Origin of the sequence: Rosenbergiella nectarea, assembly GCF_900111105.1 — a bacterium.
GTDB lineage: Bacteria > Pseudomonadota > Gammaproteobacteria > Enterobacterales > Enterobacteriaceae > Rosenbergiella > Rosenbergiella nectarea.
The window spans coordinates 190974-215550 of sequence record NZ_FOGC01000004.1 but is presented as its reverse complement, the minus strand read 5'-3'; the positions used below and the strand labels follow the sequence as shown (position 1 = coordinate 215550).

Annotated in this window: 19 protein-coding genes; 8 read left to right on the top strand and 11 right to left on the bottom strand. The window is 46.5% G+C overall.

All coding sequences use genetic code 11. From position 1 onward, the window contains the following. Window positions 1–2133, top strand: a complete 2133-nt coding sequence (gene yccS / locus BMX14_RS07050) for a YccS family putative transporter (RefSeq protein WP_092674740.1) — start codon at window positions 1–3, stop codon at window positions 2131–2133. Here the strand turns inward: yccS and BMX14_RS07045 are convergent. Next, entirely contained in the window at window positions 2108–2758 is a 651-nt protein-coding gene (locus BMX14_RS07045; protein ID WP_092674737.1) for a TfoX/Sxy family DNA transformation protein, read from the bottom strand. The two genes, yccS and BMX14_RS07045, sit on opposite strands and share 26 nt — an antisense overlap. 207 nt (window positions 2759–2965) lie before the next feature. Between BMX14_RS07045 and BMX14_RS07040 the strand changes: the two genes are divergently transcribed. Together BMX14_RS07040 and ompA are read left to right on the top strand one after the other, a co-directional pair. Further along, entirely contained in the window at window positions 2966–3457 is a 492-nt protein-coding gene (locus BMX14_RS07040; protein ID WP_092674733.1) for a SulA-like leucine-rich domain-containing protein, read from the top strand. Between the two features lie 345 nt (window positions 3458–3802). Continuing rightward, a complete protein-coding gene (gene ompA, locus BMX14_RS07035; RefSeq protein WP_092674730.1) occupies window positions 3803–4855 on the top strand; it encodes a porin OmpA in 1053 nt (350 codons plus the stop codon). Between the two features lie 39 nt (window positions 4856–4894). On the opposite strand, the gene matP is transcribed toward ompA, so the two are convergent. After that, the gene (gene matP / locus BMX14_RS07030) at window positions 4895–5353 is read right to left on the bottom strand and encodes a macrodomain Ter protein MatP (protein ID WP_092674727.1); all 459 of its coding nucleotides are present in this window, start codon (window positions 5351–5353) and stop codon (window positions 4895–4897) included. 158 nt (window positions 5354–5511) lie between these two features. On the opposite strand from matP, the gene BMX14_RS07025 reads away from it, so the two are divergent. Both BMX14_RS07025 and fabA read left to right on the top strand, forming a co-directional pair. Next, entirely contained in the window at window positions 5512–7251 is a 1740-nt protein-coding gene (locus tag BMX14_RS07025) for an AAA family ATPase (RefSeq protein ID WP_177173102.1), read from the top strand. A gap of 68 nt (window positions 7252–7319) precedes the next feature. Further along, window positions 7320–7838 (top strand): bifunctional 3-hydroxydecanoyl-ACP dehydratase/trans-2-decenoyl-ACP isomerase, encoded by a 519-nt coding sequence (gene fabA / locus BMX14_RS07020; RefSeq protein WP_092674722.1) that lies wholly within the window; start codon window positions 7320–7322, stop codon window positions 7836–7838. 58 nt (window positions 7839–7896) lie between these two features. Here the strand turns inward: fabA and rmf are convergent, their stop codons facing one another. The 6 genes from rmf to rlmKL all read right to left on the bottom strand — a co-directional run bounded on the left by rmf (window position 7897) and on the right by rlmKL (window position 15751). Continuing rightward, window positions 7897–8064, bottom strand: coding sequence for a ribosome modulation factor (gene rmf, locus BMX14_RS07015; protein ID WP_092674719.1), 168 nt, complete (start codon window positions 8062–8064; stop codon window positions 7897–7899). 157 nt (window positions 8065–8221) lie between these two features. Then, window positions 8222–8791, bottom strand: coding sequence for a membrane integrity-associated transporter subunit PqiC (gene pqiC, locus BMX14_RS07010; protein ID WP_177173101.1), 570 nt, complete (start codon window positions 8789–8791; stop codon window positions 8222–8224). Next, window positions 8791–10431 carry an intermembrane transport protein PqiB gene (pqiB, locus tag BMX14_RS07005; protein WP_092674713.1) on the bottom strand — a complete coding sequence of 547 codons (1641 nt, stop codon included), beginning with the start codon at window positions 10429–10431 and terminating at the stop codon, window positions 8791–8793. Before pqiB ends, pqiC begins: the two co-directional genes overlap by 1 nt. Next, entirely contained in the window at window positions 10424–11695 is a 1272-nt protein-coding gene (gene pqiA, locus BMX14_RS07000; RefSeq protein WP_092674710.1) for a membrane integrity-associated transporter subunit PqiA, read from the bottom strand. Before pqiA ends, pqiB begins: the two co-directional genes overlap by 8 nt. Before the next feature lie 14 nt (window positions 11696–11709). Continuing rightward, on the bottom strand, window positions 11710–13629 hold the full coding sequence (locus tag BMX14_RS06995; RefSeq protein ID WP_092674707.1) for an ABC transporter ATP-binding protein: 1920 nt from the start codon (window positions 13627–13629) through the stop codon (window positions 11710–11712). 4 nt (window positions 13630–13633) lie between these two features. Further along, window positions 13634–15751, bottom strand: coding sequence for a bifunctional 23S rRNA (guanine(2069)-N(7))-methyltransferase RlmK/23S rRNA (guanine(2445)-N(2))-methyltransferase RlmL (gene rlmKL / locus BMX14_RS06990; RefSeq protein ID WP_092674704.1), 2118 nt, complete (start codon window positions 15749–15751; stop codon window positions 13634–13636). A 102-nt stretch (window positions 15752–15853) separates the two neighbouring features. Here rlmKL and BMX14_RS06985 point away from each other — a divergent pair, with 102 nt between their 5' ends. Further along, a complete protein-coding gene (locus tag BMX14_RS06985; protein ID WP_092674701.1) occupies window positions 15854–16978 on the top strand; it encodes a YcbX family protein in 1125 nt (374 codons plus the stop codon). On the opposite strand, the gene BMX14_RS06980 is transcribed toward BMX14_RS06985, so the two are convergent. The 3 genes from BMX14_RS06980 to pepN form a co-directional block, all read right to left on the bottom strand. After that, the gene (locus tag BMX14_RS06980; RefSeq protein WP_092674698.1) at window positions 16975–17520 is read right to left on the bottom strand and encodes a cell division protein ZapC; all 546 of its coding nucleotides are present in this window, start codon (window positions 17518–17520) and stop codon (window positions 16975–16977) included. The genes BMX14_RS06985 and BMX14_RS06980 overlap by 4 nt on opposite strands. 133 nt (window positions 17521–17653) lie before the next feature. Beyond that, window positions 17654–18664: a quinone-dependent dihydroorotate dehydrogenase gene (pyrD, locus tag BMX14_RS06975; protein ID WP_092674695.1), complete on the bottom strand. Its 1011-nt coding sequence runs from the start codon at window positions 18662–18664 to the stop codon at window positions 17654–17656. Between the two features lie 145 nt (window positions 18665–18809). After that, window positions 18810–21425, bottom strand: coding sequence for an aminopeptidase N (pepN, locus tag BMX14_RS06970; RefSeq protein ID WP_092674692.1), 2616 nt, complete (start codon window positions 21423–21425; stop codon window positions 18810–18812). 257 nt (window positions 21426–21682) lie between these two features. On the opposite strand from pepN, the gene pncB reads away from it, so the two are divergent. Together pncB and asnS are read left to right on the top strand one after the other, a co-directional pair. Continuing rightward, window positions 21683–22888 (top strand): nicotinate phosphoribosyltransferase, encoded by a 1206-nt coding sequence (gene pncB / locus BMX14_RS06965; RefSeq protein ID WP_092674689.1) that lies wholly within the window; start codon window positions 21683–21685, stop codon window positions 22886–22888. 124 nt (window positions 22889–23012) lie between these two features. Beyond that, entirely contained in the window at window positions 23013–24413 is a 1401-nt protein-coding gene (asnS, locus tag BMX14_RS06960) for an asparagine--tRNA ligase (RefSeq protein ID WP_092674686.1), read from the top strand. Window positions 24414–24577: the final 164 nt, after the last annotated feature.

Here is a 24577-nt window from a genome sequence, read left to right as displayed (position 1 = left end):
ATGGTCAGTCGCAGCGTGCTCCGTAAACACTGGCAACATTATATTCTGAACCGTTTATGGCAAGAACCCGTCCGAATTTTTGTTGCAATGAGCTGTGTCGCGCTCTTTGCGTGGCGCCATCATACGGTAATTTGGACCATCCCGTTGATTTTGGGGATTGTCGCCGCCGCGTTAACTGATATTGACGATCGGTTAACGGGTCGGCTTAAAAATATTGTGATCACGCTCGTCTGCTTTGCTATAGCCACCATTAGCGTTGAACTGCTCTTCCCGTATCCGCTACTATTTCTCGCTGGGTTAGGACTTTCAAGTTGGGCATTCATCATGCTGGGTGCCCTCGGTCAACGCTATGCCACCATTGCCTTTGGTGCCATTTTAACTGCGATTTATACCATGTTGGGGATTGGGTTATTCCCTAAATGGTATATTCAACCGTTATTTTTGTTAGCGGGTGCCGGCGTCTATTATCTTTTTACGATCATTAATCATTTACTCTTCCCTGCCCGCCCTGTTGAAGCACAATTGATTAATACTTATAGCTCGCTCGCAAAATACTTAGAGTCTAAAGCGACGCTGTTTGATCCGGACGGTACAGCCCATAACGATCGCCCTCTGTATAAGTTATCAATGGCAAATAGCCAATTGGTGCAGCAACTTAATCTTGTTAAAACAGCTATCCAGAGTCGGCTACGCGGTGACCGGGCGAGTAGCACCAGTCGACGAGCCTTACTTTATTACTTTGTGGCGCAAGAGATCCACGAGCGGGCTAATTCGTCCCATATCGACCATCTACGCTTACAAGATAATTGGCACTTCAATGAACTAATGTTTCGCTGCGAGCGTCTACTTCGACATCAGGCAATGGCGTGCCGAGAGATAGCCGAAAGCCTCCAAACCAAGCAAGACTACCAGCATAGTGGTCACTTCGAGCGTGCCCTCGCCAATGCAGACGTCGCATTAGAACGAGTCTCCCTTTTCGCAGAGAAGGAGACCTGTGAGCGTTTACGTTGGCTGCTCAAAAATTTACGTGCTGTTGATCAACAACTGGCTTCTGTCGCATCAGAACAACTGTCTAATACTGATTGGCAAAACATCGATACTGAGCTCTCCTTTGAGGGCCTGCAAGGTTGGCATGATATTAAATCACGCCTAAAAAGCCATCTTTCCCCCAAGTCACCTCTTTTTAGACACGCTGTTCGCGTGAGTCTGGTGCTCTGCTTAGGCTATCTTTTTATTCAATCCATAAGCTTGGAGCGAGGTTACTGGATCCTACTCACCTCACTTTTTGTTTGCCAACCCAACTATTCTGCCACTAAGCGACGCTTAGCATTGAGAGTTATCGGAACCTTGGCAGGAATATTAATTGGGCTGCCCCTGCTTTGGCTTATCCCCTCTCTACCCGGACAGTTAGTCGCCATCGTTCTATTTGGCGTACTGTTCTTTTTGTTTAGGCAAGTTCAGTATGCGCAAGCCACGCTGTTTATCACGCTAATGGTGCTATTTTGCTTCAATTTACTGGGTGAAGGATTTAATGTCGCTTTCCCACGCATCGTTGATACGCTGGTGGGCTGTGGATTAGCTTGGCTGGCCGTAACCTTTATCTTTCCCGATTGGCACTATCGACAACTTTCAACGGTTATCAGTAAAGCCTACATGGCTAACGTACGTTATGTAAAGGCCGTGACCCAGCAGTATCAACACGGCAAGGATAATCGTGTGTCCTATCGTATTGCACGCAGGGATGCTCATAATGCCGATGCAGAGTTAGCCTCGGTCATTGCTTTAGGTGAAAATAAAGCCTGGTCTTCGCCAGATGCTAAAGAGGCTTCCTTCTCAATCCTCTGTACCAACCACAGTCTATTAAGCTACATCGCGGCATTGGGCTCCCATCGGCAGCACACGCACAACCCGCAATTAGTAAACCTGCTTTATGCGCTAACTGCTTGCATGGAGGACTATCAGACGTTGAGTAACGAAGAAGTCCTTCAAACACTCGCGGGGTTAACGGCACTGGCTGATTCGATAGAGATTGATGATGAACCTCAAAAAGCGCTCATCATTCAACAGGTCTCATTAATTATTCACACCTTACGTGAAATGAATAAAGTTAAAGAGCCGCTCTTAGCATCCTGATATTGTTGACTGGATTCTTCACACAACGGGTGGTGAACTCTTTATGCCAAGCCATTAATTCGTCCCGAATAGGATGGGGTATCACGGCATGATGTAGCCCCATAATGGCTCCTTGCAAATAAAAGAGTGTGAGGGGGCCTAAATGTTTATTGCGTTGATGCATTAATGTCCAACATTGCTTAACACCCGTTTGGCGGAGTTGCTCCTCCGTATGAATGCCCACTTCTCTCAATAAAGTTTCGAAGCGAATACCTAGATTCGGTAAATCCTTCAATCGGCGGTGCGCTTGCTTGTAAGTCCGACAATTTTGCGCATCCCGCCATGCCGCACGAGATAATTTCAGAAGATTGACGTCGTCCTGCCATAACGCGTCGTCAACCGTAAAGTAATTAAGTGAGATAGCGCTACCTCTTTTACAGAAAACGAAGGGAGCAAGTGGGTGTGTATCGAGATATTGAGACATTGCCTCGCTCCCCCGTAGGTAAAGCGTACCCTGCTTAACGAGGGCAAATACGGCATCATCCAGTGAAAGTGAATACCCTCCAAACTGGGTCTTAGAGGCGATGGCCCCGAGATGGAGAACTTTTTTCTTATATTGTGCAATGCGCTGTTGAGAACTATTCATTTCGATCCTCCTGATCACGAACAAGCTAACCTATTGATATAGATATCCTTATCATTTCATTAACCTTAAATAATTTATATTAGTTGTTCAATTAATAATTATAAAATGCTCGTGATGCATTCCAAATCTATCTCTGGGTGCAAGAAATGATTGATCTTTGGGTGAAGTAGATTTACTGTATATCCATACAGTAAACAGGAGCTAACCATGATCACACCCCATTCTGTTAATGATTTTTCAAAGCAAATGCATTCTATGCCAGAGGTAACCCCTTCATTGGGTGGTGTAAATCAAATTTGCTATGATAACGCCTCACCTACCCTGCTTAATTTACTGCTATTACCTGCAATAAAGCAGCTCGGGCAACAGGCAAAATGGATGCTGTGGTTAACTCCTGAAAATAAACTCGACCGTTCTTGGTTGGAACATTCAGGAATTTCGCTGAGTAAATCAGTACAAATCCCTATGCTCAATGATGAACAGAAGATGGATTCCATGATTCAGGCGATAAAATCCGGGAATTATAGTGTGATCACTGTATGGTTAGACAGTACCTTAACCGTAGACCAACAAAATAGCCTCGATTTTTTAGCTAAAGAATCTGATACCGTGGTATTCATTTTGCACAAAAATTCTCCTACCAATCGCTCGACCCGACACATAAGTCATCAAAAAATTCCCACTTTTGCATTTCTTTAGGTTTATTGAGAATTATCTGAAGAAAATTTTTATCAGGATTTGTGTATGCCCAATTATTTACCACTTTCAGGCGGGGCAACGTTTCCAAGGCTTATTCAGTTTTTTATAGCGAATGAAGTTCAGTTTTAAATGTAACCGAATGTGTATAAAATGCTGTTTTTTACTGTACATCGTTATATCTTACTTGTAAGTTTTTAAACACGTTGTAGACTTTAGGTCGCTAGGGTGCTCAAAAACCTCCAGTTTTAGCTGAGTATAAAACGAGCGAAAAAGACCCAGCGAAGAATTGCAACCCAGAGCAAATTTTATGCTCATTGCCAATTTTGGATGATAACGAGGCGCAAAATGAAAAAAACAGCTATCGCAATTGCAGTGGCACTAGCAGGTTTAGCAACTACCGTTGCTCAAGCTGCACCAAAAGATGACACTTGGTACGTTGGTGGTAAATTAGGTTGGTCTCAATACCACGACACTGGTTTCTCTGGTAACCACTACCAAGTGACTAACGAAGCGCGTGACAACCAACTGGGTGCTGGTGCATTCGTTGGTTATCAAGCAAACCCATACTTAGGTTTCGAAATGGGTTATGACTGGTTAGGCCGTATGAAATATACTGGTCAAAACCACGGCGCATTCATCGGTCAAGGTGTTCAACTTGCTGCTAAACTCAGCTACCCAATCACTGATGACTTAGACGTATACACTCGTTTAGGTGGCATGTTATGGCGTGTAGACGCTAAAGACACCCAAGGTCATCACAACATCGACACTGGTGTTTCTCCATTAGCCGCAGCTGGTTTCGAGTACGCTCTGAACAAAAACTGGGCAACTCGTTTAGAGTACCAATGGGTTAACAATATCGGTGACCGTAACACCACTGGCGCACGTCCTGACAACGGCATGCTGAGCCTTGGCTTATCTTACCGTTTCGGTCAAGATGATGCGGCTCCAGCACCTGCTCCAGCTCCAGCACCAGCTCCAGTTGTTGAAACTAAGCACTTCACTCTGAAATCAGACGTGCTGTTCACCTTCAACAAAGCTACGCTGAAAACTTCTGGTCAATCAGCTCTTGACCAACTGTACTCTCAGTTAAGCAACTTAGATCCTAAAGATGGTTCTGTTGTTGTTCTGGGCTTCACAGACCGTATCGGTTCTGACAGCTACAACCAAAACCTGTCTGAGAAACGTGCTCAATCAGTTGTGGATTACTTAGTCTCTAAAGGCATCCCTTCTAACAAGATCTCTGCACGCGGTATGGGTGAATCTAACCCAGTAACTGGTAACACCTGTGACAACGTTAAGAAACGTGCTGCTCTGATCGACTGCTTAGGTCCAGACCGTCGCGTAGAAATCGAAGTTAAAGGCGTTAAAGATGTTGTTTCTCAGCCACAAGGCTAAGATAACATTGTAAAAAACCCCGCTTAGGCGGGGTTTTTTTTATTCTTTTTTTGACCCTAGCATTGAGGCGAGGTCATCTTTTAAAGAACTCATCTGAGAGGCGTATTTTTCTTTACGCTCTGCGTCTTCAATCAATTGTACAATCGTTTCTGAAAGCGTACTGCTTCTTCGCTGGGCTAACCCTGCTAAACGCTGCCATACCAAATATTCCAGATCGATAGATTTCTTGCGGGTATGCTGTTGCTCAGCATTGAAATGACGCTTACGTCTTGCCCGAATCGTCTGACTCATCCTTATCGAAAGCTGGGGATTCATATGCTCCGTAATCCACCGCAAAATATTTTCAGGTTGATGCTCATAACTAACAAGCTGATTCACCGCCTCGTCTGCCGCAGATTGCTCAATATGGCGCGTGATCAATTCACCTTCTCGGTGTTTTTTTAGGAGATACTTCCATTTCCAGCCTGACTCGAGATTCTCTAACTGTAAATATTTCATCAGGTTCCTTAAGATTAATCACTTAATACTAGAATACCAGCTTTAGGGTTTTCTGCAGACAAATTTAAAGCGGTGGTCGTCGCCTATCGGTTACATGGTGTCGAGTGGCGAACTGCGGTACAATTGCTGTTTTACGTCCAAGGCAAAATAAGATTACTTTGACTAGCTCAACACTTTCATGGCAAGAACTTATACCCGACGCGCGGCGTTTAGCTCCGCTTTTTTCTCAGGGCTTATCATCCAGTGCGTCTGGCTTAGAATCATTGCAGCCGCGGTTGCTCAACGCGATTGATCAACTTGACCTTAATCCTGTTACGCCATTACTGTTGATTAAGCTTGAAGAGCATCCCACTAATGTGAAAGCACTCGCTCAAATCGTCGAGCAAAGATTGCCACGTAAAACTGTTGACCAGTGGGGTTATCATTCACCCGCTGCTAACCAATTTCAATTAGAGAAAGTGCCGGGTCATCCTACTCAATCTGCAGTTTATTATGCGGATTGGATTGAATCAGATCAATTATTTGGTTACCTCTGTGAACAGCAAGGCCTCTGGACGCCGGAATTGGGGCTATTACATAAAGCGAATGGCGGAACATTAATCCTTTCTGTCCACTGCCTTCTTTCCCAACCTTTAATGTGGTTGCGATTAAAAAAATTTATAAGCGAGCAGCGCATTGCTTGGTACGCGCCGGATCCTCGTCGCCCCATTCCCATCCATATTCCGGACTACCCTCTCTCTATAAACTTAATTTTAGTGGGTAGCCGAGAAAGTTTAGCCGAATTCAGTGATAGCGAGCCGGAGCTACACGCCAATGCAGTGTATACCGAAATAGAAGAAACCGCCGAAATCACGACTGATCAACAGCTTGTCGACTGGGCGAGTTGGGTTGCCTTACAGGCACAGGCTTTGGCGCTTCCTGAACCGGATGTTGGCTTTTTACTCCGCCTAACACGCGAAGCCTCACGCTATACCAATGAGCAGCAACGCTTCCCTATCAATCCAACGTGGTTACACAAGCAGCTTGGTGCCGCCTATGCTGCAGGTCAAAGCCTGACTGAAAGTAGTCTCAGCGATGCTCTGGCGCAACAGAAATGGCGTGAAAGTTATTTGCCTGAAACTTTACAGCGCGATTTAGCCGCCCCGCACAGCTTATTGGAAACAGACGGGGAAAGAATTGGACAGATTAATGGTTTATCCGTTCTCGATCTGCCGGGTCATCCTCGCCCGTGGGGGGAACCTGCGCGAATTAGTTGCTTAGCTCATTATGGCGACGGCGAAATTAATGATGTCGAACGTAAAGCTGAATTGTCTGGCAATATTCATGCTAAGGGGATGATGATCATTGAGGCATGGTTGATGGCGGAACTGGAGCTTGAACAACAGCTTCCTTTCTCCGCGTCGATGGTGTTCGAGCAATCCTATGCTGAAGTGGACGGCGACAGTGCTTCCTTAGCTGAACTAGCAGTGCTGATTAGCGCCCTCTCCCTCAAACCTCTGCAACAATCTTTTGCCGTCACGGGTTCCGTTGATCAATTTGGCAATGTCCAGCCTGTTGGTGGCCTCAATGAGAAGATCGAAGGCTTTTTCCATCTCTGTTCCCAACAAGGTCTAACGGGAAAACAAGGTGTTATTTTACCCGAACGGAATTGTTGTCACCTATCGTTGTCTGATGAGGTCATTGAGGCAGTCAAAAACCAGCAATTTCACCTATGGCCCGTCAGTTCAGTTGATCAAGCGCTTCAGCTGTTATTGTCGCTACCCTGGGTGACTGAGAATGATGACGAGTCTCTTCTGGGAATCATCCAACAACGTATTGATGAAGCCCAACAGCCAGTCAAAGCGCCGGGGGGATTTTTTTCTCCTTCGCGGTGGTTAAACTGGCTGAAGCGTGATTAACAACTCTTGCTCAGCGTACAAGTGTACGCTATTCTTCGGGCTTCAATTGAAAAAGGCTAAATGTAACTATGGTAGATAAACGCGAATCCTACAGCAAAGATGACCTTATCGCGTCAGGACAAGGAAAATTGTTTGGTGAAAATGGACCACCACTTCCTGCAGACAATATGTTAATGATGGACAGAGTTGTTCTCATGTCTGAAAGCGGTGGTCACTTTGATAAAGGCTTCGTCGAAGCTGAACTCGACATCAACCCAGAACTTTGGTTTTTCAAGTGTCACTTCGTCAACGATCCTGTTATGCCAGGATGCTTAGGCTTAGACGCTATGTGGCAGTTAGTAGGGTTTTATTTGGGCTGGTTAGGCGCAGAAGGTAAAGGCCGTGCGTTAGGCGTGGGTGAAGTAAAATTCACTGGGCAAGTGCTGCCAACCGCTAAAAAAGTCACTTATAAAATTCACTTCAAACGCGTCATCAATCGTAAATTAGTGATGGGCGTTGCCGATGGTGAAGTCTTTGTAGACGGTAAATTAATATACACCGCTACCGATCTGAAAGTGGGCCTGTTTAAAGATACTGAATCTTTCTAAATTAGGTCGCACAAAAAAAAAGCAGATTTCGTTAAATCTGCTTTTTTTATTTCTCGTCTTATGCGAAGGCTGAGCGCTCTTCAATTGCCTTACGCCAACCTCCTAACCAATGTGACCTTGAGTCTAACGTTTGATAGGGACAGAGTTCTTTCGATCGTCCGCTTTTTCCCGTTTTATACCCTAGTGAGTAAGCTCGTTCCAAACGATCGCGTTTTTGTCTCTTCATATCCGTTTACCCTCATAAAGATAGTTGGTTTAAAGAAGCGGTGATAAATTCATCACCTTCTCCTTTTTACCCTTCTCTCCTAACGAGATCAATGGCTATTTTTCGAACAACTTTGCAAGTTTTGAGCTAAGTCACCTTATCAGGTTATTGGCTACCATTAAGGACTAATCTGTGACGCCAACTGCTGCGCTTCCTGATACCATGCTTGCGAGAGCGCTTGTACCAACGCTGGATAGCCATCATCATTAAGTGGAACAATACGTTCAAAAGGACGACGCACCGCTTCATCTTGGTGCTGATAAAGCCAATAACCTTTCACCAACGCATGTCCATCCCAACGTCCTTGAAATGCGGTGACGGTGATAGCCAATGAGTCGGTATCTCCCTTCAACGACGTATTCGTCACTAACCAATTCGGCATCAAATTACTCAAGTTGGTGATCAACGTCTGTTGTAATTGTTGGTCGAGCGGACTCGCCCAAAGGTTTTTCTCCGCCAGTCGATATTCCACCTCAGACGTTTGAAAAGCAATTCCCGTATTCGCTAATGCGTCAGGCAAGTTGATAGAGTGTACCCATAGATGTTTCGGCTGCTGCCCGAAAGCAGTTGTCGAGGTCGCCACTGATGCAGCGCCTTGTGGCGTAGTCAGTTGATAATACTTTGTCGATTCGCTATTACTACAGGCTGTCAAGCAGACAGCCAGCAGTGCTATTAAGAGTTTTTTCACTATTTAGCCTTTTTAGGTTGTGGATCGTTACCTGGTGATGCCTCAAACACTAGGGCATTACTCTTGTTATTCAAGGTACGTAGCACAGGCTGTAACTCTGCGAGAACTTGATCCAAACGTTGAAGATTCCCGACTAGCTTATTATAAGCAGGTGAGCCTGGTTGTAAGCCCTTCATACTTTGATTCAATTCGCGCAAGGTCTGCTGCATATCTTGCGGCAGGGTTTTCATTGCTGGACTGTTGGTTATTTGATTAACATGATCCAACGTGATTTGCAGTTGTTGCATCGTTTTTTGGCTTTCTTTCAGAGAACCCGTCGCCTCAGTCAATAATGGGTTCAGCGGAAGCTTCTCAAACTTGTCGAGAATCGACATTACTTTTTGCTGCATCTGCGTTAGCCCGCCGTTCATCGTCGGGATGATATTATAGTGACCTATCTGCGTTGGACCTTTGTAAGCGCCGGCATCATTATTAAAATCTAAGTCAACGTACAGCGCACCGGTAATTAAGTTCGCGGTTTTTAGACTTGCTCTTAGCCCGTGTTGTAGACCATCGGCAAGACGTTGCTGCAGATTAAAGTCCGCCCCTAATTTTTTCGAGAAACGTTCCGGTTCAATCTTAATCAGTACCGGTATACGGTAGTCGCCGTTCAATTTCTTCAACATACTTGGAATGATAAAGGGCACCTGCGCAACCGTACCTAGGCGAATACCCCGGAATTCAACGGGAGCACCCTCTTGTAGGCCGCGAATTGACTCGTTAAAGAATAATAAGTAGTCCGTATGTTGCGTATAAAGCGAATCGGTAATACTACGCTGGTCATTAAAGAGATGGTAATGGGCTTTATTTTCCGCTGCTACGCCGCGATCCCAACCCTCTGGCACATCAAAGCTGACGCCACCGCTGAATAATGTCGCTAATGAGCCCATCTCAACGCGCATGCCAGAGGCTGACATATCGACCGCGATACCGCTGTCTTTCCAAAAACGAACATTACTGGTGACCAGACTGTCGTAAGGCGCTTGAATAAAGAGTTGATATTCCATTTGGCGCTGTTCTGCATCAAAACGGCTTTTTTCAACCGATCCAACACGGAACCCCCTAAATAGAACGGGATCACCGGCATTAAGTTGTCCAGCTTGCTCGCTATTTAGGCTAATGTGGATACCTTTTGCATCGGGTGAAGCAAGTGGAGGCGAATCCAGCAGGTTATACAGTGCCAATTCATCCCCTTTACTCCCCGCTTGCAGTTCGATATAGGAGCCTGACAGCAAGGTTCCGAGGCCTGTCACCCCTTCACGGCCGATTTGTGGCTTAACGGTCCAGAAAACACTATCTTTATGTAGCATCTTTTCCATACCGGTATTTAGCCGTGCTCGGATCTCGACGTGTTGTAAGTCATCGCTGAGCTTGGCGCTCTCGACCATACCAATATCGACACTGCGACTCTTTATCGCCGTTTTACCTGGGACAATGCCCTCAGCGTTACTGGTTACAAGGACCACTTCCGGCCCTTGATGGGAGAAATGATAATAAATTATCCATGAACCTATCAGGATGGTGATGATGGGTACGATCCACACCGGTGACCAGCGTTTGATTTGTTTAATCTTGGCTTCACCAAAATGATTATTACTCAATGGACTCTTCCTCACTCGTTTTGATAGCTTCTCGATCCCATAGCAAACGGGGATCGAAGGCTTGTGCTGAGAACATCGTTAAAATAACGACTAAGCAAAATAGCAATGCCCCCTCAGCCGGATACACATTCATTAATCCGCCCATGCGAACTAACGCTGAGAGTACAGCTATAACAAAGACGTCGACCATTGACCAACGCCCTACAACCTCAACGATTTCATAGATAATCTGCATACGGTGGTTATCGCGCGTGCCATAACCTCCCGCGTTCCAACTCAGCCAGCCAATCGCGAGGATCTTCATACTGGGTACGAGGATACTGGCTACAAAAATAATCATCGCGATCGGCCAAGACCCTTCATTCCACAGAAATATTACACCCGCCATGATATTGGATCCGGAAGCACTGCCTAAGGCATCAGTGACCATGATCGGCATGATGTTGGCGGGAATATATAAAATGATTGAGGTCACTAATAATGAAAGCGTCCACTGCAAGCTTTGCGGTTTACGCGCATGGCCGCGTTGATGACAACGAGGACAATAGCGATCATCCGCTGCCACTATCGCTGCACAACAGGGGCAACTGCGTAAATTTTGGTTCATTCCGCTAATGCCAGCGGTCGGCTCGATGGGTAAAGGGGGTACTGGACTAATTCGCTGCCAAATAACGTGACGCTCTAGACACTGAAATGCCCGTAATTGACAGAGGCAAAATAGGCACCATGGCCAGAAACCCAGTTCTAGCCCGATTTTACCGTAGGCCATTAATTTCACAAAACTGACTAAAACACCCGCCATAAAGATCTCAGCCATCCCCCAGTTCTTCATGTAGAACAGGCCTTTGGCAAGGGGTATTGTGAGTTGACGGGGTAAACGTCGGTTTAAAGTGAGAATTAATATACTGGCGAGGCAGGTCGCAGGGATAATCTGCACAAACAACAGGAATATCGTCGCTAAAAAACGATATTTATCGTCGACCATCGCTTGCGGAATTTGTAACAGACTGATTTGGTTAGTCATTCCCATTACGCTAATGCTAATAAAAGGGAAAAGATTCGCTAAAACTAACATGACTAAGGCTGAAAATGCATAGACCATTGGCCGACGTAGGGGTTCATGCCACGCGGTTGCCAAGGTACTTTCACAGCGCATACAGGTTGCCCGCGTACCCGGCACAAGGCCGGGCAGCTTAGTGGTCATATCACAGTGAGGGCATAGCACCCAGCGGTGAGTCTGATCCTGATGGCAATGGTTACTCATACTGCACCAATGCGTTATTCACCATTCTTAAGATTTTCCAAATATTCCCAACGTTCGAAGGCAGTATTAAATTCCTCTTCAACCGCCGCCAATTTGTCAATGATTGGCTGGGTCTCGTCGTGGGGGCGACTGAAAAAGGTTGCGTCCGCCATGGTGCTTTGTAGCTGAGCGATTTCAGCCTCTAAACTTTCCATCTTCTGCGGCAGCTGTTCGAGCTCACGAGTCAAATTATAGCTTAGTTTAGCGGGTGCTTTCTTAACGACCGGTGATTTATTCAGTTCCGCTACGGGTGCTTCAACCACGGGGGCTGGACGAGACTTACGCTGCGCACCCCGCGACGTACTGCGTTGATGTTGTGCATCATGATAGCCACCGACATAACGACCAATTTCCCCCTCGCCTTCGAAGATCCAACATTCCGTTACGGTATTATCAACGAATTGACGATCGTGACTGACCAGTAGTACTGACCCTTGATAACCATCGATTAATTCTTCGAGGAGCTCTAGGGTTTCTACATCCAAATCGTTGGTGGGTTCATCGAGAATTAACAGGTTACTCGGTTTCAGGAATAATTTAGCCAGCAATAAACGGTTTCTTTCTCCTCCTGATAGTGCCCTGACTGGGGTCATGGCACGTTTCGGATGGAAGAGGAAGTCCTGCAGATAACCGAGTACATGCCGAGGCTTACCGTTTACCAGTACCTCTTGCTTCCCTTCTGCCAAGTTATCCATTACTGTGCGATCTGGGTCTAATTCAGCGCGGTGTTGGTCAAAGTAAGCGACTTCTAATTTGGTTCCGATGTGAACACGACCTTGTTCGGCCTTGAGTTGACCCAGCATTAAACGCAGTAAAGTTGTCTTACCACAGCCGTTGGAACCAATCAGGGCAATTTTATCGCCACGCTGAACCTGCACGGAGAATTGATCCACCAGCGTTTTCCCGCCAGCGTGATAGACCACATCTTCCAGTTCGAAGACAATTTTACCCGAACGGCTTGCTTCACCGACCTGCATGTTGGCTTTGCCCATCACTTCACGACGCTCAGAACGCTCATTACGCAATGCTTTAAGCGCCCTCACCCGACCTTCGTTACGGGTTCTCCGCGCTTTGATGCCTTGACGGATCCACACTTCTTCTTGCGCTAACTTACGGTCAAACTCTGCATTCTGGAGTTCTTCCACTCGTAGCGCTTCCTCTTTGCCTAGCAGGTATTGGTCGTAATCGCCTGGCCAAGAGACTAATTTACCGCGATCGAGATCGACGATACGGGTTGCCATATTGCGAATAAAGGAACGGTCATGCGAGATAAAAATAATGCTGCCATTAAACGTCTTAAGAAAGCTTTCTAACCAGTGAATGGTCTCGATATCCAAGTGGTTAGTGGGTTCATCAAGCATCAATACCTTAGGATTTGCTACCAGCGCACGACCTAACGCAGCTTTACGTAACCACCCTCCTGACAGTGAAGAGAGTTCAGTATCGGCATCGAGTCCAATTTTTAACAATACATCATTAATACGGCTTTCAAGTTGCCAGAGATTCTGATGATCAAGCACGGCTTGCAAGCGAGCCATCTCATTAAGGTTTTTCTCACTAGGGTCCAGCATCACGGTATGAGAAATCGCATGGTAAGCTTTTAAATGCTGCGCTTGCTCCGCTACCCCTTCAGCAACGAAATCATAGACCGAACCGGCAATATTCCGCGGAGGATCTTGCTGTAAGCGGGCGATGACTAAATCTTGTTCATAGACGATACGGCCATCATCAAGAGGGACTTCCTGATTGATAATTTTCATCAGGGTCGATTTTCCCGCGCCATTCCGGCCAACGAGACAGACTCGCTCATTTTCTTCGATATGTAATTCAGCGTTATCCAGTAACGGTGCGTCGCTATAGGAGAGCCAAGCCCCATGAATGCTAATTAATGACATAATTTTATTCCTGACCTATACGCGTAACTAACCAGCAATTGTGGATATGTTTATTGCGAGAGAAATCTTGAGATTGTGTTTTAGCGGTAATATCCCGCGCTTGTAAACCGATAGCGGCAAGACCATCGTGATCCATCTTGAATCCACGTTTATTATTCGAAAACATTATTGTGCCACCGGTCCGTAATAGATACTGCAGATCGGTCAGCAGCGACAGGTGATCACGCTGTACGTCAAAGCTCTCTTCCATCCGTTTAGAGTTGGAGAAGGTGGGCGGATCGATAAAAATTACGTCGAAAGATTCCCGCGACTCTCTAATCCAGCTCAAACAATCTGCTTGGATCAAGCGGTGCGATTGCCCAGAAATATCGTTTAATTGGAAATTACGCTCCGCCCACTCTAAATAGGTCCGAGACATATCCACCGTGGTGGTCGATTTTGCGCCACCCAATGCCGCGTGAATGCTTGCTGTACCGGTATAAGCAAACAGGTTAAGGAAATCTTTATTTTTGCTCATTTCCCCCAGCATCTTACGCGCTAGCCGGTGGTCAATAAACAGGCCAGTATCCAGATAATCGGTTAAATTCACCCGGAAATGCGCACCAAACTCGCTAACCTCGAAGAAATCGTTCTTGGTCGCCAATTTTTGATATTGCTGCGTCCCTTTTTGGCGTTCGCGAGTTTTTAGGACTAATTTGTTAGCCGGTAATTCGAGTACCTGCAGGGTCACGCTAATCACATCGAACAAACGTTGCCTTGCTTTATGCGGCTCGACGGTTTTCGGTGGTGCGTACTCTTGAACCACGACACAGTCGGCATAACGGTCAATCGCGATATTGTAGTCAGGCAGATCAGCATCGTAGATACGATAACACTCGATCCCTTCCTGCTTCGCCCATTTATCCAACTTCTTGATATTTTTACGAAGACGGTTCGCAAAGTCCGGCGCTAACTCCCCGACAACCTGTCCTTCTACTGGTGCACGCAGTTTATAGTTTTTCTGAACGCAATCTAACGGACCGTTCTTAGCTTTAAATTGACGGTCTGCACGTAATTGTAAGCAGTCGAGCAGCTCCGGAGAACCGCTAAATAGCGATAGGTTCCACCCACCAAACTGAGCTTTAAGAATGCGCCCTAATTGGCTATGTAATGCAATCAAGGCAGGCTCGTTCTCAAGACGCTCACCATAAGGCGGGTTGCTAATCACAGTTCCTACTTCAGCTTCAGGCTGGGGGTTTTTAAGCTGGATCGCATCTTGGCGTTTGAAACTGATAAAGGGCGCGACCCCTGCACGGCGGGCGTTGGTTTGCGCACGCTCGATAACTTGGCCGTCTTTGTCGTAACCAAAGAAACGGATTTGCTTACTCTGCATACCCAAATTTGCGCGCTGCTGAGCATCAGCCACAACTTTATCCCATTCAGTTTGGTTGAACTTTTTCCAGGCATAGAAGCCCCAATGGTCACGCAATAGTCCAGGTGCACGATCTGCCGCCATCATTGCGGCTTCGATTAATAACGTGCCCGAACCACACATCGGATCGACCATCGGTGCCCCCGGTTTCCAGCCAGAACGCATTATAATCGCGGCAGCTAACGTCTCTTTAAGTGGCGCTTGACCGGTAGCATGACGATAATTACGTTGATGCAAGGCATCGCCACTTAAATCTAAGGAGATACTGACTTTATCGCGGTGTAGCCAAGCATTGATGCGGATATGCGGATAATCTCGGTCGACATTAGGACGAGGGAGATTTTTACGGGTAAAACTGTCGACAATGGCATCCTTGATCCGCAGCGCGCCAAATTGACTATTACGAATTTCGTCGTTAGTCCCTTGGAAATTAATCACAAAGGAGGATTCTGGCTCGAAGATCTCATCCCAAGCAATAGATTGTGCACCAACGTAGAGATCAAGGTCACTGAAAACGTTGAATTCTCCCAAGGGTAACAGGATCCGCGATGCGATCCGGCTCCAGAGTAAACTCCGGTACATCACTTCATCATTACCACTGTAGTGAACACCTCCCGGCACCAGTCGTATGTCTTGAGCACCAAAGCCCTCAAGTTCTGTTTTTAATAGTTCTTCCAGTCCACGACCGGTGCTGGCAAAAAGAGAATTCATAATAAAGTTCTTTAAATCGGAAAATTTGCGCTTAGTATAGCGAATCACAACGCTATGTCATAAAGTTACTGCAATTGTTACGTACGAAAGAGACACCTTTTAATGATTAGCCTCGCCAAACTGTTCACTTACCCCATAAAGTCGATGCAAGGTACTCAGCTTTCCCATGCACTGGTTCAGGACACGGGATTAACCTGGGACCGACATTTCATGGTGACCCTTGAAGATGGGACCTTCGTTACGGCGCGTAAGTATCCTGAAATGCTACTCTTCACCCCCACTTTGACGCAGCAGGGTCTCTACCTTCAAGCTCCCGATCATCAGCATGCGTTGATTACACTCGATGATTTTTCAGTGGTCAATTTTCCGACAGAAGTGTGGGGTAACCACTTTACGGCAAAGGTTGCACCCGATGCGGTCAATCAGTGGCTAAGTCAATATTTTCCACATCCTGTTCAATTACGTTGGATTGGCGAGATACCTCAACGGAAAATCAAGAAACGGCCTGAACATCCCCTCTCTTTTGCTGACGGTTACCCTTTTTTATTAGTCAACGAGGGTTCCTTACACGATCTACAAAATCGTTGTCCCGCTGGCGTCGCAATTGAACAATTCCGAGCGAACCTTGTCGTGTCGGGGGCCGAGCCTTGGCAAGAAGATCATTGGGCGGTGGTGCGTATAGGAGAGGTTATTTTCGATGTGGCCAAACCCTGCAGTCGGTGTATTCTCACCACGATTAATAGTCGCAATGCCCGTAAGCACCCGAATGGTGAACCGATGCGCACCTTAATTCAGTTTCGTGAGGCCGCTGATGGTAGCGGAGATATCGATTTCGGGCTTAATTTAATCGCCCGTCATAGCGGGATAATCCGAGTCGGTGACGACCTGTCAGTGCTACAAACCAAACCGCCGCGATTATATAATAAGAAATCTGTACAGGAAACACCCCACGTAACGAACCGTTTAGAGCCAGTAGAAAAAGCGATAGAGATTGAATTTGCAGGAAAGCGGTTTACGGGTAATAACCAGCAAATCTTGCTGGAACAATTAGAACAACAAGGACACTCTATTCCCTACTCGTGCCGCATGGGCAGTTGTGGCAGCTGTCGACTCACTAAACTATCAGGCTCGGTTAAAGCGTTAAATAGCCGCGCACTCTGCGAATCAACCCTATTAAGCTGTTGTTGTGTCCCTGAAGAAGGTCTTTTAAAGCTCGAGCTGAATTAACCGACTTTTTCCAATACTAAAACGTGTTCTGGCTGCCAAGCGGCTAAGCGATCATTCATAATCTTGATCGCATCACCAAGATAAAGCGATTTACCGCTGTTTAATAACAGCTCAGGTTGAGCGACCACACATAAGGAAGCCTGCTGATTAGTCTCAACAACCATCAGTAGCGCTTGTTCATTGTTGCTGGTGAGTTCAGTCAGAACCATTTCACCGACTTCAGGCTGAATCGCTTGACGGCGAGTGATAAAATGCCAACTTTTTGGCATTTGCGGTTTCAGGAACCGATACGCTATTAAGCCATTAATAATCAGTTGTCGAGATTGAGTTTCGTCCAGCGGCGCCTGATGGCAGCTTTCAGCAAATTGTTCGAAAAGCGTAGCATCTTCTACACAGAAGGGATGAGAAGAAAAAGCGTCAGGAATGAGCATCTTAGATGGGAATTGAGAAGTGAAGCTTGACCCATCGTTAAAATCTAACATGACGGAATCGTGTTCCGAGTCGTAGTGCCACTGCCAGCAATCGTCGGGTTTTAAATTCATAATTACCCCTAAATAGTCTTAAGCTTTAATAAAAATTTATTAAAAAAAGTGTTACTCATTACCAAATCTGAATGAAATATAAACGACATCGCACAAAAAATAAACCACTTTATCTGTGCGAGCCGATTATCGATTAAATACCCATCACAATATTTTTAATTAATTTTGGTCCGTGATAAATAAAACCTGAATAAACTTGTAATAATGTCGCCCCCGCAGCGCGTTTTTCCTTCGCCGCCATCAGTGAATCGATGCCGCCGACGCCAATAATAGGTAAGGCGCCTCGTAGTTCACTGTGTAGTTGTCTAATAATTTCGGTCGACTTCAATTGGACTGGACGCCCACTTAATCCCCCAGCTTCATTTGCGTAAGGAAGGCCTGTCACTAATGCGCGGTCTAAGGTGGTATTGGTAGCAATCACACCATCTATATTATGTCGGACCAAACTGTCTGCAACTTGAATCAATTCTTCAATTGAAAGATCCGGCGCGATCTTTACGACCACTGGCACATACTTTAAATGTCGTTGTTGTAGATCATGTTGTTTAGTTTTGATCGCTGCCAATAATTCATCCAGTGCTTCACCATATTGTAAAGATCGTAATCCTGGAGTGTTGGGGGAAGAAATATTAACGGTGATATAACTGGCGTGGGCATAGACTTTTTCCATGCAGAATAAATAATCATCGCTACCCTGTTCAACCGGCGTATCTTTATTTTTACCAATATTAATACCTAAAACGCCGCGGTAGCGAGAGGCCTTTACGTTTTCAACCAGTTGATCGACACCGTGATTATTGAAACCCATCCGGTTAATAATCCCTTCCGCCTGTTCTAGGCGAAATAACCTTGGCTTGTCGTTTCCAGCTTGTGCACGAGGCGTCACCGTACCGATCTCAATGAACCCAAAGCCCATTGCGGCGAAAGCATCAATACATTCGCCATTTTTATCAAGTCCCGCGGCTAAACCAACCGGGTTTGGGAAAGTAATGCCCATCGATTCGACCGGCTTATTGGCCAAGCGTTGAGTGATCAGCGCTTCAAAGGGCGTTCCGCTAACTTTTTTTAACGCATGAATCGTCTGTTCATGGATTTTTTCGGCATCAAACTGGAATAGCGCAGAACGAATTAATGGATACAACATTTCCCCTCCAAAGGCTGACAATAGTGATAGCGACGGACTTCAGTCAGGGGGGGATGGTAGCATTTTTGGGATGAAAGTAAATTTAACTCGCGTGGGTACGAGAAATAAGCTCTAGGCCTTGCGCCTAGAGCTTTATAGAGGGTGACTACGCAGCTAAAGCTTTGGTGATCTTCTCATAAAGATCCCGAGACAGATTATCCAACGTCAAGAGTTGCTCTAAGGCTGCACGCATCAGCTGTTGACGGCCTTCATCGTAACGCTTCAAGCGGATTAACGGTTCAATCATCCTTGCCGCAATTTGCGGGTTACGATGATTGAGATCCGTTAGCATCTCCACTAAGAATTGATACCCTGAACCGTCCTCAGCATGGAAAGCAGCTGGGTTTGCGGAACAGAAAGCGCCGATTAACGAGCGCACCCGGTTAGGGTTTTTCATGGTAAATGAACGATGCGTCAGTAGCTGACGGACGTTCTCGACCACATGCTCTCCAGGGCGCGTGGCTTGTAAGATAAACCACTTATCCATCACTAAACCGTCTTGATACCAACGCTCGTCCCATTGTGTAAGCAATTGTTCCGCTGCAGGAAGTTGCGCCGACACGGCACTGCTGATTGCGGCTAACGCATCGGTCATATTATTGGCCGATTGGTACTGGTTAACCGCTAATTGCTCACCTAGCTCAGCTTCTGCAAAGACTAAGTAAGACAGCGCAATATTCTTAAGCGCGCGTTTACCGATATCTTCTTCTTGAACGCGGTAATCTGCGCATTGATTACTGTCGTAGGCAACCTTCAATTCTTTTACTAGCGCCGTTGCTAACAGTTGTAATAGCGAGGCTCTTACCGCAGCAATGGCGGTAGGGTTAATGACCTCAAACCATTCAGCGATCTCGTTCTCAGAAGGCAGCGTAAAGATCTGCGCTTTAAGGGCCGGATCAATAGACTCATCCACCAGTACTGCACGGAACGCATCGACCACGTGACGAGGGACAGATAGCGGCTGTTGTTGTGCAAAACGCGCAACATTCAATTTCAAGTAGATGGCTAATAAGCTCTGTGCCGCGTCCCAGCGAGTGAAGGCATTACGCGCATGTTGCATTAAGAATGTAAGTTGTGCGTCACTCCATTGGTAATGCAATTTAACGGGCGCAGAAAACTCGCATAGTAGCGCTGGCGTGGGTTGAAACCAGACCTTATCGAAGACAAAAATTTGGGTCGATTCAGTGACGTTTAGGACCGGTTCGATCGCTTCACCCTTGTACTGCAGCGGGATAACCTGTCCTTCGTTATCGTATAACTCTATCGCCAAAGGGATGTGCAGTGGTTTTTTTTCAGCTTGGTCGGCCGTAGCAGGTGTTTCTTGGGTCACGGTCAGCGTATAGGTTTCGCTATTCGGATCATAATCGTCCTCAACCGTCAGTACCGGAGTACCTGATTGGCGGTACCATTGGCGGAATTGTGTGAGATCGATTCCCGAAGCATCTTCCATCGCTTTTACAAAGTCTTCGCAGGTCGCAGCGCTGCCATCATGACGTTGGAAATAGAGGGCGATACCGGCTTGGAACTTTTCTTCCCCCAGCAAGGTGTGGATCATACGGATGACTTCCGACCCTTTCTCGTATACGGTCAAGGTGTAGAAGTTGTTCATCTCCATCACTTGCTCAGGACGGATTGGGTGGGCCATAGGGCTCGCATCCTCGGCAAACTGTGCGCCACGCATCACGCGGACATTATCGATGCGATTAACCGCACGAGAGCCTAAATCGGAGCTGAATTCTTGATCGCGGAAAACGGTCAGCCCTTCTTTTAAGCTCAACTGGAACCAATCACGACAGGTGACACGGTTACCACTCCAGTTATGGAAATATTCATGACCGATCACCGCTTCAATGCCGAGATAGTCTTTATCGGTAGCAGTTTCTGGTTTAGCGAGAACATATTTCGAGTTGAAAATATTAAGACCTTTATTCTCCATTGCGCCCATATTGAAGAAGTCGACGGCAACGATCATGAAAATATCTAAGTCATATTCTAAATTAAAGCGTTCTTCATCCCACTTCATACTCTGTTTCAGCGAGGTCATCGCCCAGCCCGCACGGTCAAGGTTACCGTGGTCGACAAAGATTTCTAATGCGACATCGCGTCCGGATTGTGTGGTAAACGTATCGCGTAATACCTCAAAATCACCGGCCACTAGCGCGAAGAGATAACAAGGTTTTGGGAAGGGATCTTGCCATTTAATCCAATGCTGGCCATCGTCCAGTTCGCCGCCGTCAATGCGGTTGCCATTGGATAATAAATAAGGATAACGCTGTTTATCGGCATAGATCGTGGTGCTGAAACGCGCCAAGACGTCGGGGCGATCCAAATACCAGGTAATGTGATGGAAACCTTCAGCTTCACATTGAGTACAGAGTGCTTCACCCGATTTATAAAGACCTTCTAAGGCACTGTTTTGGTCTGGGTGGATCTCATTTTCAATTTCTAGCGTGAAGTGCTCAGGGACATTGCGTAACAGTAAGTTCCCGGATTCGATGGAATAGTCCTGCCATGGATTACCGTTTATGTTTACCTGGACGAGGACTAGCCCTTCTCCCTGTAACAGCAGATCTTTTGCAGACGCATCGCAACGCTTAACTTGGCTTACCGCGAGAACCTTAGTGGTCTTTTCATCTAGGTGAAACGTTAAATCGATATCGGTGATGGTAAATGCAGGCGCGGTGTAATCTTTGCGATATTTAACTTGTGGTTGCTGTGTCATGCCATGTCCATATCAATGATAGAGTGTTAACTCAAAGTCTAGGTGCTCTCTATACCAGATTCCAGTCCTTAACGGCAAGTCGACCTCCTCTAAGAACATAATTTTAACATTTAGCACAATTTATTCTCGATTTCGCTAATAATCTATGGTGTGATCCAATTCACTTTTTGGGACGACAAGTTATACTATTCCCTGATATAACGACTTTTTCTGCCGGGCTGCAGAGTGATAATGTCCAAAGGATGCCGATAAGCACTATGAAACCACTTGCTTCTCCGATACTGACCACGCTGCTTGATACAGATGCCTATAAATTGCATATGCAGCAAGCGGTGTTTCATCGCTATCGACATTTATCCGTCACCGCCGAGTTTCGGTGCCGAGGCGATGAGTTACTCGGATGTTATGCCGAGGAAATCCTCACGCAAATCAACCTAATGCAGCAACTGGCCTTAACGGACGAAGAGTACCGTTATTTAGCCTCCCTGCCCTTCTTCACCATCGATTACCTAAATTGGCTTAAGACTTTCCGCTTTACGCCGCAACAAGTTGAAGTCAGTAATCAGCAAGGCCAATTAGTGCTGACCATTACGGGTCCTTGGATCGAAGTGATTCTTTGGGAAGTGCCGCTATTAGCCTTGATCTCTGAAATTGTGCACCGTGATCGCTCCCCTGGCGTTACCGCTGCCGACGCGTTAACGCTGCTCAACACCAAATTAGCGAAATTTAAAGCCGACTCAGCTGACCTCGATATGTCACGTTTCAAATTAATGGATTTTGGGACTCGTCGACGCTTCTCTCAATCCGTGCAAGAATCTGTGGTGGCGGAGTTAGTCAGGGAAGTACCTTGGCTGGTCGGAACCAGTAATTACGATATTGCGCGGCGCCATCAGTTAGCCCCTGTTGGCACCCAAGCGCACGAATGGTTTCAAGCGCACCAACAGATCAGCTCCGAGTTAGCGCACAGTCAACGTGCCGCGCTGCAGGCGTGGTTAGAAGAGTATAATGATATGCTCGGTATCGCCTTAACTGACTGTATCGCCACCGATGCATTTTTACGCGACTTCGGATTTAACTTTGCCAACCGCTACCAAGGGGTTCGTCACGATTCGGGCGATCCCGTTGCATGGGGCGAGAAAATCATCAAGCATTACCTTTCCCTTGGGATTGACCCCCGAGAGAAAACCTTGGTTTTTTCCGACAGTCTAACCTTAGATAAGGCGCTAGAACTTTACCGCCACTTCGATCCACGCATCAATATTATTTTCGGTGTTGGCACACGCCTCACCTGCGATCTGCCTGGTGTAAGCCCACTGAACATTGTGATTAAGCTGACCCGCTGTGATGGCAAACCGGTGGCAAAATTGTCGGATAGTCCTGGCAAAACCATCTGCCAAGACGTTTCTTTTGTTAAAGCACTGGAAAAAGCGTTCGACTTACCGAAGATAAATTGTACAGGCTAACCCTAGGCCAGAGATAATCTGGCCTAATCCTTTTTTTTCTATCTATTTTGCTTGTTTACTTACCCTGCCTGAGTAACATATCCTACCTTATTCAATAGTGATCCCATCTAACAGAGAGAGTATTATGAGCATAGTGCCTGTCGTGGACGTGCTAGACGGTCGTGTAGCGGTAGAGTCAGAAGTTACCGTGCGTGGCTGGGTGCGTACCCGTAGAGATTCCAAAGCTGGTATTTCCTTTATCGCCATTTATGATGGCTCCTGCTTTAATCCTGTTCAGGCGGTTGTAAATAATTCGCTTAATAATTATCAAGATGAAGTGTTGCACCTGACGACTGGCTGCTCCGTCGAAGTTACCGGGACGGTGGTCGCTTCTCCAGGCCAAGGTCAATCTTTCGAAATTCAAGCGACGGCAGTCAAGGTCGTGGGTTGGGTCGAAGATCCTGATAGCTATCCAATGGCGGCTAAACGTCACAGCATCGAATATCTACGTGAAGTTGCCCACTTACGTCCGCGCACCAACTTAATTGGTGCCGTCGCACGCGTTCGTAATACTTTAGCTCAAGCGATTCACCGCTTCTTTAACGAGCAAGGCTATTTTTGGGTCTCGACGCCGTTGATCACGGCTTCGGATACCGAAGGTGCTGGCGAACTCTTCCGTGTCTCAACACTGGATATGGAAAATCTGCCTCGCAACGATCAAGGAAAAGTCGACTATAGCCAAGACTTCTTCGGTAAAGAAGCGTTCCTTACCGTATCGGGACAGCTAAACGGTGAGACTTATGCTAGCGCATTGTCCAAGATCTATACCTTTGGCCCGACGTTCCGTGCAGAAAACTCCAACACTAGCCGTCACCTAGCCGAATTTTGGATGGTCGAACCGGAAGTCGCGTTTGCTCACTTAGATGATGCCGCAGCCTTAGCAGAAGCGATGTTGAAATATTGCTTTAATGCAGTCTTAACCGAGCGTGCTGACGACCTCGCCTTCTTTGCAGAGCGCGTAGATAAGGAAGCGATTAGCCGTTTAGTAAAGTTCGTTAGCAGCGATTTTGCCCAAATCGATTACACCGATGCGATCGAGATTCTGCTTAACTCTGGTCAAACCTTCGAAAACCCCGTCGAATGGGGAATCGACCTCTCTTCGGAACACGAACGCTACTTAGCTGAAAAACATTTTGCTGCACCGGTGGTCGTGAAGAACTACCCGAAAGACATCAAAGCCTTCTATATGCGCTTGAATGATGATGGTAAGACCGTTGCGGCGATGGATGTGTTAGCCCCGGGGATTGGTGAAATTATTGGTGGCTCTGAGCGTGAGGAACGTTTAGACGTGCTGGACCAACGTTTAGCTGAAATGGGCCTAAATAAAGAAGACTACTGGTGGTATCGTGATTTGCGTCGCTACGGTACTGTGCCACACTCAGGTTTTGGCTTAGGCTTCGAACGCCTCGTCTCCTATGTTACCGGCGTACAAAATGTACGGGATGTCATCGCGTTCCCTCGAACCCCACGCAGTGCAAACTTCTAACATAAGACTCACTAATAAGAATCCGCTGCGGCGGATTTTTTTTGCCTGTTGATAGAGATCATTGCAAAAAAGAAAAAGTCACATTATGTTACCTTTTGATACCGCTATAAATGTGGTGTTTATCTTCCTTTTGTTTCAACACAGTTGTAAATATTACTAAAAAT

Excerpts from the sequence above, each read along its gene's own strand:
- BMX14_RS07040 (WP_092674733.1), top strand. The coding sequence starts at position 2,966 with ATGATCACACCCCATTCTGTTAATGATTTTTCAAAGCAAATGCATTCT.
- fabA (WP_092674722.1), top strand. The coding sequence starts at position 7,320 with ATGGTAGATAAACGCGAATCCTACAGCAAAGATGACCTTATCGCGTCA.
- BMX14_RS06985 (WP_092674701.1), top strand. The coding sequence starts at position 15,854 with ATGATTAGCCTCGCCAAACTGTTCACTTACCCCATAAAGTCGATGCAA.
- yccS (WP_092674740.1), top strand. The coding sequence starts at position 1 with ATGGTCAGTCGCAGCGTGCTCCGTAAACACTGGCAACATTATATTCTG.
- BMX14_RS07045 (WP_092674737.1), bottom strand. The coding sequence starts at position 2,758 with ATGAATAGTTCTCAACAGCGCATTGCACAATATAAGAAAAAAGTTCTC.
- ompA (WP_092674730.1), top strand. The coding sequence starts at position 3,803 with ATGAAAAAAACAGCTATCGCAATTGCAGTGGCACTAGCAGGTTTAGCA.
- pqiA (WP_092674710.1), bottom strand. The coding sequence starts at position 11,695 with ATGAGTAACCATTGCCATCAGGATCAGACTCACCGCTGGGTGCTATGC.
- pepN (WP_092674692.1), bottom strand. The coding sequence starts at position 21,425 with ATGACACAGCAACCACAAGTTAAATATCGCAAAGATTACACCGCGCCT.
- BMX14_RS06980 (WP_092674698.1), bottom strand. The coding sequence starts at position 17,520 with ATGAATTTAAAACCCGACGATTGCTGGCAGTGGCACTACGACTCGGAA.
- asnS (WP_092674686.1), top strand. The coding sequence starts at position 23,013 with ATGAGCATAGTGCCTGTCGTGGACGTGCTAGACGGTCGTGTAGCGGTA.
- pyrD (WP_092674695.1), bottom strand. The coding sequence starts at position 18,664 with ATGTTGTATCCATTAATTCGTTCTGCGCTATTCCAGTTTGATGCCGAA.
- matP (WP_092674727.1), bottom strand. The coding sequence starts at position 5,353 with ATGAAATATTTACAGTTAGAGAATCTCGAGTCAGGCTGGAAATGGAAG.
- BMX14_RS06995 (WP_092674707.1), bottom strand. The coding sequence starts at position 13,629 with ATGTCATTAATTAGCATTCATGGGGCTTGGCTCTCCTATAGCGACGCA.
- rlmKL (WP_092674704.1), bottom strand. The coding sequence starts at position 15,751 with ATGAATTCTCTTTTTGCCAGCACCGGTCGTGGACTGGAAGAACTATTA.
- pncB (WP_092674689.1), top strand. The coding sequence starts at position 21,683 with ATGAAACCACTTGCTTCTCCGATACTGACCACGCTGCTTGATACAGAT.
- rmf (WP_092674719.1), bottom strand. The coding sequence starts at position 8,064 with ATGAAGAGACAAAAACGCGATCGTTTGGAACGAGCTTACTCACTAGGG.